Annotated in this window: 11 protein-coding genes and 1 pseudogene; 3 read left to right on the forward strand and 9 right to left on the reverse strand. The window is 63.2% G+C overall.

Features of this window, described 5'->3' with window-relative positions; genetic code table 11:
* Window positions 1-699, forward strand: a 699-nt coding sequence (locus CIC12_RS32010) for an electron transfer flavoprotein subunit alpha/FixB family protein (RefSeq protein ID WP_168670481.1), incomplete at its 5' end; no start/stop codon positions are given.
* A gap of 430 nt (window positions 700-1,129) precedes the next feature.
* Entirely contained in the window at window positions 1,130-1,498 is a 369-nt protein-coding gene (locus CIC12_RS32015; RefSeq protein ID WP_168670483.1) for a response regulator, read from the forward strand.
* Between the two features lie 202 nt (window positions 1,499-1,700).
* Here CIC12_RS32015 and CIC12_RS32020 read toward each other — a convergent pair whose 3' ends face one another.
* From CIC12_RS32020 to norR, 8 genes and pseudogenes are all read right to left on the reverse strand, one after another.
* Window positions 1,701-3,086, reverse strand: coding sequence for an MFS transporter (locus CIC12_RS32020; protein ID WP_168670485.1), 1,386 nt, complete (start codon window positions 3,084-3,086; stop codon window positions 1,701-1,703).
* Between the two features lie 345 nt (window positions 3,087-3,431).
* The gene (locus tag CIC12_RS32025; protein WP_168670487.1) at window positions 3,432-4,244 is read right to left on the reverse strand and encodes an HpcH/HpaI aldolase/citrate lyase family protein; all 813 of its coding nucleotides are present in this window, start codon (window positions 4,242-4,244) and stop codon (window positions 3,432-3,434) included.
* A complete protein-coding gene (locus CIC12_RS32030) occupies window positions 4,241-5,629 on the reverse strand; it encodes an MmgE/PrpD family protein (RefSeq protein WP_168670489.1) in 1,389 nt (462 codons plus the stop codon). The genes CIC12_RS32025 and CIC12_RS32030 overlap by 4 nt, the downstream gene beginning before the upstream one ends.
* 81 nt (window positions 5,630-5,710) lie before the next feature.
* A complete protein-coding gene (locus CIC12_RS32035; protein WP_168670491.1) occupies window positions 5,711-6,889 on the reverse strand; it encodes a CaiB/BaiF CoA transferase family protein in 1,179 nt (392 codons plus the stop codon).
* A 26-nt stretch (window positions 6,890-6,915) separates the two neighbouring features.
* A complete protein-coding gene (locus CIC12_RS32040) occupies window positions 6,916-8,079 on the reverse strand; it encodes an acyl-CoA dehydrogenase family protein (RefSeq protein WP_168670493.1) in 1,164 nt (387 codons plus the stop codon).
* 29 nt (window positions 8,080-8,108) lie between these two features.
* Window positions 8,109-8,951: an FAS1-like dehydratase domain-containing protein gene (locus CIC12_RS32045; protein ID WP_168670495.1), complete on the reverse strand. Its 843-nt coding sequence runs from the start codon at window positions 8,949-8,951 to the stop codon at window positions 8,109-8,111.
* A gap of 476 nt (window positions 8,952-9,427) precedes the next feature.
* Window positions 9,428-9,574: pseudogene (locus tag CIC12_RS33975) on the reverse strand (enoyl-CoA hydratase/isomerase family protein); the annotation flags it as partial.
* A 46-nt stretch (window positions 9,575-9,620) separates the two neighbouring features.
* Window positions 9,621-11,219, reverse strand: a complete 1,599-nt coding sequence (gene norR / locus CIC12_RS32055; RefSeq protein ID WP_168670499.1) for a nitric oxide reductase transcriptional regulator NorR — start codon at window positions 11,217-11,219, stop codon at window positions 9,621-9,623.
* Window positions 11,220-11,327: 108 nt separating this feature from the next.
* On the opposite strand from norR, the gene hmpA reads away from it, so the two are divergent.
* Window positions 11,328-12,509, forward strand: coding sequence for an NO-inducible flavohemoprotein (gene hmpA / locus CIC12_RS32060; RefSeq protein ID WP_168670501.1), 1,182 nt, complete (start codon window positions 11,328-11,330; stop codon window positions 12,507-12,509).
* Window positions 12,510-12,852: 343 nt separating this feature from the next.
* On the opposite strand, the gene CIC12_RS32065 is transcribed toward hmpA, so the two are convergent.
* Window positions 12,853-13,890, reverse strand: a complete 1,038-nt coding sequence (locus CIC12_RS32065) for a transporter (RefSeq protein ID WP_168670503.1) — start codon at window positions 13,888-13,890, stop codon at window positions 12,853-12,855.
* Window positions 13,891-14,520 lie beyond the last annotated feature (630 nt).

The following is a 14,520-nucleotide window of genomic DNA, read 5'->3' on the forward strand; positions in this document are numbered from 1 at the left end:
GCGGCGAAGAACTACACGCACATCCTCGCGCCGGCGACCGCCTACGGCAAGAACATCACGCCGCGTATCGCCGCAAAACTCGACGTCGCGCAGATCAGCGACATCACGGCCGTGGAGAGCGCCGACACGTTCGAGCGCCCGATCTATGCGGGCAACGCCATCGCAACGGTGCAATCGGCCGATCCGATCAAGGTCATCACGGTGCGCTCGACCGGTTTCGACGCGGTGGCGGCCGTTGGCGGCAGCGCAACGGTGGAGAAGATCGAAGCCGCTGCAGACGCAGGCGTTTCGCAGTTCGTGAGCCGTGAAGTGACGAAGCTGGACCGTCCGGAACTGACGTCGGCGAAGATCATCGTCTCGGGTGGCCGGGGTCTGGGCAATGGCGAGAACTACACGAAGGTGCTCGAGCCGCTGGCCGACAAGCTGAACGCGGCGCTGGGCGCCTCGCGCGCGGCAGTCGATGCGGGCTTCGTGCCGAACGACTATCAGGTCGGCCAGACCGGCAAGATCGTCGCGCCGCAACTGTACGTGGCCGTCGGCATCTCGGGTGCGATCCAGCATCTGGCCGGCATGAAGGACTCGAAGGTGATCGTCGCGATCAACAAGGACCCGGAAGCGCCGATTTTCAGCGTCGCCGATTATGGTCTGGTGGGCGATCTGTTCACGCTCGTGCCGGAACTGGGGGGTGAAGTCGCCTGATGCAGGCAACAGGCGCGGCGTGTTGGATGGCGCGCCTGGTTGATAGAACGTTTTGGCTTACGCCGTTCCCACTTCAAAAGCCCATGTGCTGGATGCCCGCGATTACCGGTAACGGTTGAATCGCTTACCTCGCGTAGCCATGCGTCGTGCCCAGTTCGCGGCATCGGTCCGTTGCACTCTCCACCACGCCCGCGCGCATTGCGTGACGCAGCCCCCATGTCGGGCTCGAACAACTCGCAACGGCACGCCCTCGCAACGCCAACCCCGGTCTAAGGTACTCACGTCACGACCGTCAGGCACACCTCTTGCTTACTCAAGCGGCTCACCGGCCGAGGCGAGCACGACCGTCCGGTTCGCACTCCCGGTCGTCGAGAGCGCCACGCGCTCTCGGCGACCGCACCTAAACCCGATTTTTTCAGGCATAAGCATCATGAGTCGCGTTTTACTCGTGGATGATCAACCCGAAGCATTGTCCGCGTTACGTGCCGTACTGGTCGGCCGCGGCTACACAGTGGCCACGGCGGCGGACGGTGTCGAAGCATTCGAACGATTGCAACGCACGCGCGTGAGCGCCGTCGTGTGCGACTGGCGCATGCCCAACATGGATGGCGCCGAGCTGATCGAATCGATGCAGGCCACGAGTGGACTCGCGTCGGTCCCCGTCATTCTGACGAGCGGTAGCGGCGAAGCGCCCTCGTTGCCCATGAAGGGCTTTCTTCGCAAGCCGTTTGCGCTGGATAAACTGCTGTCATTGCTCGCCGAATGCGAGAACGGCGCGACAACCCCGGGCGTTTGCTGACCATATGGACTTGCCGCTCGCGCACGACAACAGGGCAGCATTCGGCATAACGGGCAAGCGTGCGCGATAGCGAGGCATCGCATCGCGCGGCGCTTGCGTCCAGTCGATCCTGTCGGCGTATTTCGTCCGGCAGAACACGGTTGCAATTGACGGCCCGAGTCGCCATGCCGTCTTCAGGCCTTCGCGCATTCCCCTCGCACCGCTACGCGGACTTCTCCATCAACTGCCCGCGCGGCGTCAAGTCGGCATCGGGCGAAATATCCTCCAGCGTCTGCTGACTGGTCTCGATGCGCAGCGCCAGAATCGCGACGCTGAGCAGAAGCAGCACACCGCCGACCATCGTCAGCACACCCGTCACGCCGAATCGCGTATAGAGCAGCAGCGCGACATACGGCGTGGACATCGAGGCCGCGCGTCCGCACGTGCCCGCGACACCGGTTCCGCGCAACCGATGCGCGGTCGGGAATAGCTCCGGGATATAGCCGAACAGTCCAAGCGTGCAGACCGTATAGATCGCCGTCACCAACGCGAAGCCCACGACCGAGATCGCTGCCGGCGCGCGCATCTGCACGTACACGAAGCCGAGCAGAATCGTCACGAGCGAGAACAGCACGATGCCATTGCGACGCCCAAGCCGGTCGGTCACGAGATAACCGACCACCGCACCGGCCGGCGCACCGAATGACATCAGCAGCACGAAGCCGAGCGACTGCACGATCGTCAATCCTTCCTTCACAAAGAACGTCGGCAGCCACGCGACGAACCCATACAGCGACATGTTGATCGCCATGCAGGTCAGCGCCGCCACCAGCGTGCGGCCGATCATCCCGCGCGCGAACAGCGCCGAGAACGGCGCGGCCGGCACCTCGTGACTGACCACGCGTGCGACCGGCGGCAACTTGCCGACGCGCGCCTCGACTTGCCGCTCGATCGCCGACACCGTGGCCTCGGCTTCGTCGAGCCGCCCCACCGTTTCGAGCCAGCGCGGCGACTCCGGCATCCGATGCCGCAGAAACCACACGATCAGCGCACCGAGTCCCGCAATCGCGAACATGTAGCGCCAGCCGAGATGCGGAATCACCCAGTAGCCGATCGCGGTCGCGCCGAGCAAACCGGAGTTGATGATCAGCGCGAGCAGCGCGGTCCAGCGTCCGCGTGTGGCGGGTGGTACGAATTCGCACAGCGTGCCCGCCGCCACCACGAGTTCGGCGCCCAGCCCCACACCCATGATGAAGCGCAGCACGATCAGCCAGTAAATGTTCGGCGCAAAGCACGCGGCAAGCGACGCGACGCCGAAGATCGCAAGGTTCGCCTGATACGAATAGCGTCTGCCGAAGCGGTCGCCGAGATAGCCGGACAGACCCGCGCCGATCATCATGCCCATGAAGGTCGCGGAGATGAAAAATGAGCCGAGCCGCAAATCGGTGAAGCCGCTCTTGACCATCGCCGCGAGCGCGCCGTTAGCCAGATAGATATCGAATGCGTCGAGGAAAGCGCCCGCGCCGATCAGGCCAAGAATGTTCCAGTGGAAACGGGTGATGGGCAGGCGGTCGAGCCGTGCGCCGGAATTGACTGTGACGGTTGCCAAACTTTGTCTCCTGAGAGGCCGCACGCGGTTGGGTCGCTTGCGCAAAACAGTTCCGCGTGGCCGCCTTTTTGCATGCGACGGCTCTGACGCGGGGTCCTGGATGGCACGGCTTGATGTCGCCGTGCGTGTAGCGCTAAGAGTGCGACAGCCGGCGTGGAGAGGGAATTGGCATTATTGGAAGCCGATGTTTTGTTGCGGTTAAGGGTGTGAGACGGTTCCGGCCCGGTGCGGGGCGGCATCCGACGGGGACAGCACCGCCCGCAGCAAAGCGAAACGGCGCGGCGCATATCCATGCACCGCGCCGTTTCGCACACACAGCCTGCCGCCCAATCGCGTGAACACGGCTTATCGATCCGCCGCGATCCTGCGAGCCTTCAGAATCACGGGCATGTCGACCATCTTGCCGTCCACCGCTACCGCCGCGCCGTTGCTGGTCTCCACCGCCGCCAACACGCGCCGCGCCCACGCCTGCTCGGCCTCGCTCCACGCATACGCGCGATGCACCGCGTCGATCTGCTTCGGATGAATGCACAGCTTGCCGCCGAAACCGAAGCGCCGGCCGCGCCGCGCGTCGGCTTCGATAACATCGGCGTCGGTGATGGTCGTCGACACCCCGTCCACCGGCGCGCCGATCCCTGCGACCCGCGAGGCCAGCACGATCTGCGAGCGGAACGGATGCAACTCCTCGGCATCGCCGTCGATGCCGAGGTCGATCTGGAAATCGAGCGTGCCGAACACGATGCGCTGCACGCGCGGCGCGGCGCACAACGCCGGGAGATTCGCGAAGCCTCGGGCGGTCTCGACAATCGGCAACACGCTCAACCCCGGATGCGCGTGCGCGAGCACCGCCTCGATCTGCTCGCGCGTCTCGGCTTTGGGTAGCACGATGCCCGCGACGCCGGGCCGGATTGCGAGCGTGGCAACGTCGTCGTCGAACCACACGGTATCCGAACCGTTGACACGCACCCACGCCGGCCGTGATGCACCGTCCGATACAGCGGCCAGCACGGCCGCGCGCGCCATGAATTTTTCATCGGGCTGCACGGCGTCTTCGAGATCGAGGATCACCGCGTCCGCGCCGGCCGCGTGCGCTTTCTCGAAGCGCTCGGGCCGGTTGCCCGGCACGAACAGATACGAACGGGGCAGTGCGGCGCTCATGCGGACACCGTCGCGTGCGATGTCGCTTCGAACACCGAGCCGACTCGCGTCTGCTCCGCGATATGCCACGCGTTGCCGAGCAAACGCGCCGCTTCGCCTTCGGTGGCCGCGCCCGCGAATGCCGCCAGCCGATGCAGCTTGCTCGCGATTTCATCGCGCGACAGCGTGTTGCCCGGATCGCCCTTCGGTTCGTCGACGCGGCCGTTGAGGACGCGGCCATCGGTGGTCGTCACGGTGACCTTGCCGATCCAGCGCGCGGGGTAGGCCGCATCGACCTCGGCATCGAAGGCCATCGTGACGTTGTCGCGGAACACGGCGATCGTATCCGCGTCGAAGCCCTGTTCGAATTCGGTGACGCCCGCATAACCGTGATGCGCCACGAGCCCGAGCACCGTGCCCATGTTGAACTTCGCCTGATGCACGGTGCGCGGCGTGACGACCGCGCCGAGCACGTCGATCGCGCCCTGATGCACGTGCGCAACCACCTTCGCTATATCGCGTGGTGCGAGACGGTGTGCCTGCACGACGGCGAGCAGTGCGTCCGCGGCGGGATGCGTATGACGGCACGCCGCGTGATACTTGAACGAGGTCTCCTCGGTCGCCCAGCGGCTGCCCAGGCGGTCGACAAGGCGCGCCGGATCGGCGTCGCTCGACATGCCCGCCGCCATGCCCTTCGCCCCTTCGAGAATGTGCGTCGCGCCCTTGAAGCCGTCGGCGGCGAGTTGCGCGGCCATCAGTCCGTTGGCGGCGGCCATCGCCGTGTGCAATTGCTTCGAGTCGGCGGCGTCGCGCAGGAACTCCCACAGCCCGCTCGCTTGCGTACCGGCCGAACCGAACGCGTCGAGCATCTGCGTCGGCGACAAACCGAGCAGCCGTCCGGCGGTGGCTGCCGCCGCGATCGTGCCGACCGTACCTGTGGTGTGAAATACCTTGTAGTGCGAGCGGCCCATAAATTCACCGATGCGGATACCGACTTCATAACCGGCGACCGCCGCCGCGATGAAAGCGCGCCCCGATGCATGCGTGGCTTGAGCCAACGCGAGCGCCACCGGAAACACCACCGTCGCTGGATGAAACACCGAGCCGTTGTGCACGTCGTCCTGTTCGGCGAAGTGCGATGCCGCGCCGTTGATCATCGCCGCGAAATACGGCGTGGTGCGGCTGCGGTCGATCAACACTTCGCACGGGCCGTGCTGCGTCGCGCCGGCTGCCTCGCGAGCGAAGCGTGCAATGGTTTCGACAGGCCGTGCCCCTTTACCGGCCAGGGCCGAGCCGAGCCAGTCGACGTACAGGTTGACGGTGCGCTCGACCACCGCGTGCGGAATGTTGTCGAAGTCGAGCTGCGCGGCGAAGGTGGCAAGCGTGAGACTGGGATGATCGTTCATGAGCGTGCGGGAGTCGGTTCGTTCGGGGTTCGTTCGGATTGCCGGCATGGCGTCGTCCACACGCCGGCGCGAAAAGACGCTTCAGATCGTACCGGCCGCGCGCAGCGCATCGATGCGCGCGCTGTCGTAGCCGAGTTCCCGCAGGATCGCTTCGGTATGCTCACCGAGTGCGGGCACCGGGTCCATGCGCGGTGCGAAGTCGGTAGGCAGACCCGGCGGCAACAGCGCAGGTACTGCGCCCGCCGCCGTACCGACTTCCTGCCAACGCTCGCGCGCCTTCAATTGCGGATGCGCCCACACGTCGCCGAGCGTGTTCATCTGCGCATTGGCGATGCCGGCCTGATCGAGCCGCTCGATCACCTGCGCGGCGCTCAGCTTCGCAAACGCCGCGACGATCACCTCGCGCAATGCTTCGCGCGCGGACGTGCGTTTGGAGTTCGACGCGAAGCGCTCGTCGGTGGCGAGTTCCGGTTGTTCGAGCACGCGCTCGCAAAACAGCTTCCATTCGCGCTCGTTTTGCAGACCGAGCATCACGGTCTTGCCGTCGCCGGCGGGGAACGGTCCGTACGGATAGATCGTTGCGTGCGCCGCGCCCGACAGTGCGGGCGGCGACTGACCGTCGATCGCGTAGTAGAGCGGATAACCCATCCACTCGACCATGCTTTCCAGCATCGACACGTCGATGCGGCAGCCGCGCCCCGTGCGGCCGCGCAACAGCAATGCGCTGAGGATGTTCGAATACGCGTACATGCCGGCGGCGATGTCCGCAATCGAGCAGCCTGCCTTGGCGGGCGCACCAGGTGAGCCGGTGATCGACAGAAAGCCGGATTCACTCTGGATCAGCAGGTCGTACGCCTTCTTGTCGCGATAGGGACCGTCAGCACCATAACCAGATATGTCGCAGACGATCAGCTTCGGGGACTTCGCGCTCAACGCCTCGTAGCCGAGACCTAGCCGCTGCGCCGCGCCCGGCGCGAGGTTCTGCACCAGCACATCGGCATCGGCGACCAGCGCGCCGAGAATCTTCCCTGCTTCGGGCTGCTTCAGGTCAAGCGCGAGACTCTCTTTCGAGCGATTGGTCCAGACGAAATGCGACGACAGTCCATGCACGCGCTCGTCGTAGCCGCGTGCGAAATCGCCGACGCCGGGGCGTTCGATCTTGATGACCCGTGCGCCGAGATCGGCGAGTTGACGCGTGCAGAACGGCGCAGCGATTGCATGTTCGAGCGTGACGACCTTGATACCGTCGAGTGGTCTCATGTCTATGTCTGCCTTCTGCCTGAATGTCAGAACGAACGCGGCAGCCCGAGAATATGCTCGGCCACGTAAGAGAGAATCAGATTGGTCGAAATCGGCGCGACCTGGTACAGACGCGTTTCGCGGAACTTACGCTCCACGTCGTATTCGCACGCGAAGCCGAAACCCCCGTGAAATTGCAGGCAGGCGTTGGCGGCTTCCCACGACGCGTCGGCCGCGAGCAGCTTCGCCATGTTCGCCTGCGCGCCGCACGGTTGATGCGCATCGAAACGACGCGCCGCTTCGAAGCGCATCAGACTCGCCGCTTCGACGTTGATGAACGAGCGCGCGATCGGGAATTGCACGCCCTGGTTCTGGCCGATCGGACGGCCGAACACGACGCGCTCTTTCGCGTACTCAGTAACCTTGTCGACGAACCAGTAACCGTCGCCGATGCATTCCGCGGCGATCAGTGTGCGCTCCGCGTTCAAGCCGTCGAGGATGTATTTGAAGCCCTGCCCTTCCTCGCCGATCAGATTCTCCGCGGGAATTTCGAGGTTATCGAAAAACAGTTCGTTGGTCTCGTGATTGACCATGTTCAGGATCGGCTGCACGGTCAGGCCGTGACCGATCGCTTCGCGCAGATCGACGATAAAGATCGACATGCCTTCCGACTTCTTCTTCACATCGGACAGCGGCGTGGTACGCGCGAGCAGAATCATCAGGTCGGAGTGCTGCACGCGCGAGATCCACACCTTCTGCCCGTTGATCACATAACGGTCGCCGCGCCGCTCGGCGGTGGTCTTGATCTTCGTGGTATCGGTGCCGGTGCTCGGCTCGGTCACCCCCATCGATTGCAAACGCAAGTCGCCGCATGCGATTTTCGGCAGATACTTGTGCTTCTGCTCTTGCGAGCCGTGACGCAGCAGCGTGCCCATGTTGTACATCTGGCCATGGCACGCGCCCGAGTTGCCGCCGGCGCGATTGATCTCTTCCATGATGACCGACGCTTCCGTGAGCCCCAGCCCCGAACCGCCAAACTCCTGGGGAATCAGCGCGGCCAGCCAGCCGGCCTTGGTGAGCGCGTCGACAAACTCTTCCGGATAACCGCGTGCTTCGTCGATCTTGCGGAAGTACTCGCCGGAAAACTGCTGGCACAGATCGCGCACTGCTTCGCGAATGTCCTGAAACGAATCCTGTTGCGTCATTTGCATAGTCGAATCTCGTGGAGTTCAGGCCGTATTCAAGCCAACGTGGCCGTTGCACGCATGGTCAGATAGCCTTCGTGGTCTTTGGCCCATAGTTCGATCGTTTTGCCGTCGGCGGAGGGTTGGCCGCACACGGTGAAAGGCTGGCCGGCGAACGTGGGGCGCAGCGCCCTGAACGCGAAGCTTTGCAGCGTGGCCTCCGGCTGTTCGCGGCGCACGAGATCGACCAGCAGCGTCGCGATCAACGGACCGTGAACGACGAGGCCCGGATAGCCTTCGATCTGCGTGACGTAGGGGTAGTCGTAGTGAATGCGATGGCCATTGAAGGTCAGCGCCGAATAGCGGAACAGCAGCACCGCGTCGGTGTCGATCGTGCGGTGCCACGTTTCGCCTTGCGGAGCGAGTTGCGGTTGCTGCGGCCGCGCACCTTCCTGCGGCGCGTCGCGATAGACGATGTCGTGCTCTTCCTCGATCTTCAGTTCGCCGCCCGCTTCGATCGTGTGCTGCACCGTGACGAACACGAGGCGGCCCGAACGGCCGGTCTTGTCCTCGATATTGGCGATGGTGGAGATGCGCGTGGCGCGCTCGCCCACTTTGAGCGGGGCATGAAACGTCAGCCGGCCGCCGGCCCACATGCGGCGCGGCAGGGGCACCGGCGGCAGGAAGCCGCCGCGCTTCGGATGACCGTCGGCGCCGACTTCGGACATCGGCGCGGCCGGCAGAAAGTACAGCCAGTGCCACAACGGCGGCACCGTAGCGCCGTTTTCTTCGCGATCGAGCGTGGCGGCCAGCGCCGTCAGCGGAAAGGCGGTGATGTCGTCTTCGGTCACCGCCTCCTTGTTGAGCCAGTCGTCGAGTTTCTCTGAGGCCGCGGACATGGGCGAAGTCTCCGGATACGCGTCATTCATAATAGGGCCCTACTATGAACGACGCGCTGCGTTCCGCGAAGTTTGCATTTCCGAATCGGGCCTTTGGCTTTGCTTAAGGCGGTTTTGCTCAAGGCGTGCGGCGAACTTGGCCGCCGGGTTTACCCGCCGGCCTTTGACGGTCAGCCTTCGCGCAGATGCGCCGACGCTTCGTCTTCGATGCGTTGCCAGATTTCGATCGCCACCGGCTTCTCGCCTTCTTCCATGATATGACCGACGAGGCGGATCGCACGAGGTGCGGTGATCGGTAGCGACTTGCGACGCGCTCAGCCTCGACGCCGATCGGTTGCATCAGACTCACGCATTTGCCGGACATGCCGTTCTACGCGGCGAGTTGGAACAGACGCGGCGTTCGCGGATCGATCGGCTTATGCTGCGGATGACCCAGACCCGACGCTCGCGCCGCGTGCGCGATAGGCGGCGATGGTATCTTGCGCTTTTTCTGCCTGGATCTCGCGCGCCGTGAACACGAACTCTTTCGCGCGCGCCAGCCCGATAACGCGCGGCAGCGTGTAGAACGCACGGCAATCCGGGACGAGACCGACTTTCATGAACGGAATGCAAAAGCGCGCACGTCGATGCGCTCGCGTCATCGACTAATGAGTCGTTTCAGCGTGTGCTTCACTTAAGCCCAAGCCGCCTCGCCAGACGATTCAGATTCGCCCTGTCGAGCCCGAGTTCACGCGCGACCGCCGCCCAATTCTGCTCGTTGCGTGCGAGCGCGTCGAGCACGATGGAACGCTCGAACTCCGTCACCGCGCTGCGAAAATCCTTCGCTCCGCTCTCCTGCGTCACCTCTGCGGGTGCCGGGCTTTTTTCCCGGTGCGGTGGCGTATCGGACAGCGCGAAGTCCACGGCGCTCAGCGTAAGAATCCGACGATGCTCACGATTGGCGGCCAGCGCCTTCAACGCACTGCGCCCGATCAGATGCTCGAGTTCCCGCACATTGCCCGGCCACGGATAGCGCAACAACGCGGCCTGCGCGTCCGCCGCCAGCCGCAGACTCAGCAAGCCAAGCCGCGAGCGATTCTCTTCGAGAAAAAAGCCTGCCAGCAGCAGCACGTCGCGGCCTCGCTCGCGCAAGGGCGGCACGCGCAACGGGTAGACACTCAGACGATGATAAAAGTCCGCCCGAAACCGCCCCGCCCGCACTTCTTCGGCGAGGTCGCGATTCGTCGCGGTGATCAACCGCACGTCCACTTTATGTTCGTTATCCGAACCAATTCTCTGTAGCTGGCCGTTCTGAAGTACGCGTAAGAGTTTGGCCTGCACGGCGAGCGGCAGCTCGCCCACCTCGTCGAGAAAGATCGTGCCGCCGTCCGCGAGTTCGAATTTGCCACGCCGATCCGACGACGCGCCCGAGAACGCGCCGCGCACATGCCCGAACAGTTCGCTCTCGACCAGCGTGTCCGGCAACGCCGCGCAGTTCAGACTCACCAGTGGCTTGTTCGCCCGCGGCGACAACGCGTGGATCGCATTTGCTACGAGTTCCTTGCCGACGCCGGTTTCGCCCGTGATCAGCACGGTCAGGTCGCTGGCGGCGACCACCTCGATTTCCTTGATCATGTGGTGATGAGCATCGCTGCTGCCGATCAACTCGCGCCGGCTCTGGCTGCTCGCCTGCCGGTAAGCCTCAGCGCGAAGGCGCGCCTCTTCTCCGCTGCGGGCCAGCGTGTCGATCCGCTCCACGACACTCACCGTCGCGGCGGCAAGGCCGAGAAACGCCCGCAGCGAGGCCATGTCGATTGCGTCGAAGCGGGCGGGGTCTAAGGCATCGAGCGTAAGCAGGCCCCAAGGGCGACCGCGAATGAACAGCGGACAGCCGAGGCAGTCGTGCACTTCGAGCTTCCCGGGCACGCCTTGCACGAGGCCGTCGTAGGGGTCAGGCAAATCGGAATCGGCCGCGAAGCGCGTCGGCTCGGGCCGCGACAGCAACCGTTCGAAGCGCGGATGATCGCCGACCCGAAAGCGCCGTCCGAGCGTATCGCTGCTCAGGCCATCGATTGCCAGCGGCACGAGCGTTTCGCCTTCCAGACGCAATAGCGCGGCGGCGTCGCCCGGAAACAGCGTGCGCAGACTGCTGAGCAGGCGGCGATACCGTTCGCGATCGGACAGATCGCGCGATAGATCGAGGATCAGCGGCGTTAGCGCGTCGAGCAGTGCCTCTGCAGTCAGATTGACTCCGTCAGCAGTCTTTTTGACTAGGGTCGAATCGACCATTCTCATATCCAAATCGTTGATTTAACTACAGTTTATACCTGGCACGAATCGTGGATAGTAAGACTCCGTTGCAGATCAGCCGAAAAACCCATCACCCAAGGATTTCCTATGCTTTCCGCCGAACACCGCGCCATTGTCAAAGCAACTGTTCCTCTGCTCGAAAGCGGAGGCGAGGCGCTGACCACGCACTTCTACAACCTGATGTTGCGCGACTATCCGCAAGTGCGCCCGATGTTCAATCAGGCCAATCAGGCAAGCGGCGCGCAGCCGCGCGCGTTGGCCAATGGCGTGCTGATGTACGCACGTCATATCGATCAACTCGACCAGCTCAGTGGCTTGGTCGCGCAGATCATCAACAAGCACGTCTCGCTGAATATCCTGCCAGAGCACTATCCGATCGTCGGGCAATGCCTGCTGCGAGCCATCCGCGAAGTGCTCGGCGCGGAAATCGCAACCGATGCGGTCATTGCGGCATGGGCCGCTGCCTACCAGCAACTTGCCGACCTGCTGAGCGGGCTCGAAGAACAAGTCTATGCCGAGCGGGAAGCGGCGCCCGGCGGATGGCGCGGCACGCGTCTGTTCCGGGTCGCGCGCAAAGTGCGTGAGAGCGATGAGATCACGTCGTTCTATTTGCGTCCTGACGATGGCGGCGAGTTGCTCGCGTTTCATCCCGGGCAGTACATTGGCGCGCGGTTGGTCATCGACGGCGAAGAAGTGCGCCGCAATTATTCGCTTTCGGCCATGGCGAACGGACGGGAATACCGCATCAGCGTGAAGCGCGAACCAAACGGAAAGGTGTCGAACTACCTGCATACGCGCGTCAGCGAGAACGACGCAATAGAACTGTTCGCGCCGGCCGGCGATTTCAGGCTCGAACATACCGACAAGCCATTGGTGCTGATCAGCGGCGGCGTGGGCATCACGCCTACGCTGGCGATGCTGCAAGCCGCGCTGAATACTGATCGTCCGGTGCACTTTATCCATTCAGCGCGCCATGGCGGAGTCCATGCGTTCCGTGATGCGATCGACGCATTGGCTGCGCGCTATCCGCAGTTAAAGCGCTTCTATTGCTATGAGCAACATCGAGCGGGCGATGCCGACGCGCATGGTATCGGCTATCTCGACGAGACACGCCTTGCGAAATGGTTGCCGCAGACGCGTGATGTCGACGTCTATTTCCTCGGACCGATCGCGTTCATGAAGGCAGTGAAGAAGCATCTCAAGGCAATTGGTGTGCCGGAGTCGCAAAGTCGTTATGAGTTTTTTGGGCCGACTTCGGCGCTTGAATAAGGCTGCTTGTCGGCTGCTCTTGAATCGTTGAGAGGCGGTAGAGAAATTGAGTTTGACCGCGGGCGTGAACCTCCGTGTTCGGCCTCCATTCGCAGCTTTTCTTGTCTGCCGCTTCTCACGATGGGGTTCATGCCGAGGTGTTGCGTGGCCACTCGCACGCAACACGCGGTGCTTGCGGGCACCTGTGCGTCCATTCACGACGATGATGCACGTGGCGCTCGTACTTGCACGAAAGGTCTGCCCGCAGGACGCTGCAGGTGCCCTTATTACGTGCTCTTCTGCCGGAGACGGTTGATGGAAGCGCCGCGCGCACGCTTTCATGGGCGCGGGAACCCACCCCTTCCTATCGCTCCTTGCGCCGGCGAAACGCCCACCACCCGGCCAGTCCTGTGAAGGCTGCGACCAGGAACACCATCACCCAGAAGCCGTGGCGATTTTCCGCAAACGGGATGCCCCCCACGTTCATGCCGAAGAAGCCCGCGACGATATTGATTGGCATCGCCAGAACAGTCACCAGCGTCAGCGTGAACAGCGTGCGGTTGTTCTGCTCTTCGAGCCGGGAGATGATTTCTTCCTGCAGCAGCCTGACCCGCTCGATCAGTCCGGCCACATCGGACAGAACAACGGAGAACTCTTCCGTCGATTCACGCAGATCCTGCACGTCTTCTTGCTGAAGCCAGCGCGGCGGCCGTGCGAGCAAACGGAAGATCGCGCCAGGCTCCGGTGCGAGCATGCGTTGCAACCGTGTCAGCATACGACGCATCGCGCCGAGGTCGAGCCGGTTCTGTGTCGGCCGTTGCGAAAGGAAGCGGTCCTCGATCCGGTCGACGTCCGCGCTGGTTCGCCGGACAATCTGCACCAGCAAGTCAGCCTGGTCGCGCATCAGATGAACCAGCAATTCCGCAGGTGACCTGAAGATTTCCCCTTCCCTGACCGACGCGCGCAAACGGTCGACCGAACGCAGCGGCTTGAGGCGCGCGGTAACGATGATTCGTTGATTCGCGTAGATCCATAACGTCGCGATCTCAGAAGGAATGAACTCGAGGTTGAACATGACGTCGTTGACGACTGCGCGTAGCGCGCCATCTGCGTGTTCGATACGCGTCGAGTGTGAACCCTCCTGCAGCGCCTCGAAGAAGGCCTCCGGCAAGTCGAGTTGCGCTCTCATCCAGCGCTCGCTCGCGCTGTGCGCCAGATTGAAATGAAGCCAGAGAAACTCGCCGGCCTCTTTCGCCTCACCGCGCTCGTCTCGCTCACGAAGCCATTCGAGGACCTGGTCCGCATCGATCGGCCGCCCGGCATGGGTCGAGGAAAAAAGGAAGCCGCATACCATGCCGGACGAATCGGCACCGTAGGTTTGCAATAGCAGGTCAGATTTCATATGTCGTTCAGCGTTTGCTTCCCGTGCCGAATCGGCATCCGGCCATATGGCGGGTGAAGATGAAATTCCGGCGGATATGCCGTGATTCCAATCTTCGGTATGCGCAGACTGGATTGGAACGAAATGCCTGAGCATATCGCGGCCAATCGAAAGAAGGTTAACCCGTTAATTTTTTGTTTGCGTATCAGGGCCTTACGTTCAGGCTATTGAAGTTTAACGGTCACAAGAATGTCATATTGTGGCGTCAGATTCCCATCTGTGGGAAGTTCACTTGAAGGCCCTGACTAGCGGACTGGGCAACAATAGATGGCTGATCATCCGCCAGGTTTGCGCTGATGCGTGCGATGCAAGCGAAGTTGAAGCAAGGCGGTGAAGTTCTCTGACTACGGAATTCAGGAAGGCGCACAGGCCGCGAACGGGCTGGCGTTCGGTTCGCCGCGGGGATGAGATGGGTGAGCGCCAGGTGCGCTGATGCGGCATGCGTTGCGCGTTGCGGGGCGCGACCGGGTGGCCTGCGACCGCACTCCATCTGCGCCTTTGACCCAGAGCCCGCGCCCCGGTCAGTCCAGCGCCGTAAACGCAGAAACCCCACCTTTTCGGGGTGGGGTTCCTGTTGCTGCTGGGGAGCCT

The organism is Paraburkholderia sp. SG-MS1 (assembly GCF_012275575.1).
Lineage (GTDB): Bacteria > Pseudomonadota > Gammaproteobacteria > Burkholderiales > Burkholderiaceae > Paraburkholderia.

What these genes read in the sequence shown, in the direction of transcription:
- CIC12_RS32015 (WP_168670483.1), top strand. Translation starts at nt 1,130, where the DNA reads ATGAGTCGCGTTTTACTCGTGGATGATCAACCCGAAGCATTGTCCGCG.
- CIC12_RS32025 (WP_168670487.1), bottom strand. Translation starts at nt 4,244, where the DNA reads ATGAGCGCCGCACTGCCCCGTTCGTATCTGTTCGTGCCGGGCAACCGG.
- CIC12_RS32030 (WP_168670489.1), bottom strand. Translation starts at nt 5,629, where the DNA reads ATGAACGATCATCCCAGTCTCACGCTTGCCACCTTCGCCGCGCAGCTC.
- CIC12_RS32035 (WP_168670491.1), bottom strand. Translation starts at nt 6,889, where the DNA reads ATGAGACCACTCGACGGTATCAAGGTCGTCACGCTCGAACATGCAATC.
- CIC12_RS32040 (WP_168670493.1), bottom strand. Translation starts at nt 8,079, where the DNA reads ATGCAAATGACGCAACAGGATTCGTTTCAGGACATTCGCGAAGCAGTG.
- CIC12_RS32045 (WP_168670495.1), bottom strand. Translation starts at nt 8,951, where the DNA reads ATGTCCGCGGCCTCAGAGAAACTCGACGACTGGCTCAACAAGGAGGCG.
- norR (WP_168670499.1), bottom strand. Translation starts at nt 11,219, where the DNA reads ATGGTCGATTCGACCCTAGTCAAAAAGACTGCTGACGGAGTCAATCTG.
- hmpA (WP_168670501.1), top strand. Translation starts at nt 11,328, where the DNA reads ATGCTTTCCGCCGAACACCGCGCCATTGTCAAAGCAACTGTTCCTCTG.
- CIC12_RS32065 (WP_168670503.1), bottom strand. Translation starts at nt 13,890, where the DNA reads ATGAAATCTGACCTGCTATTGCAAACCTACGGTGCCGATTCGTCCGGC.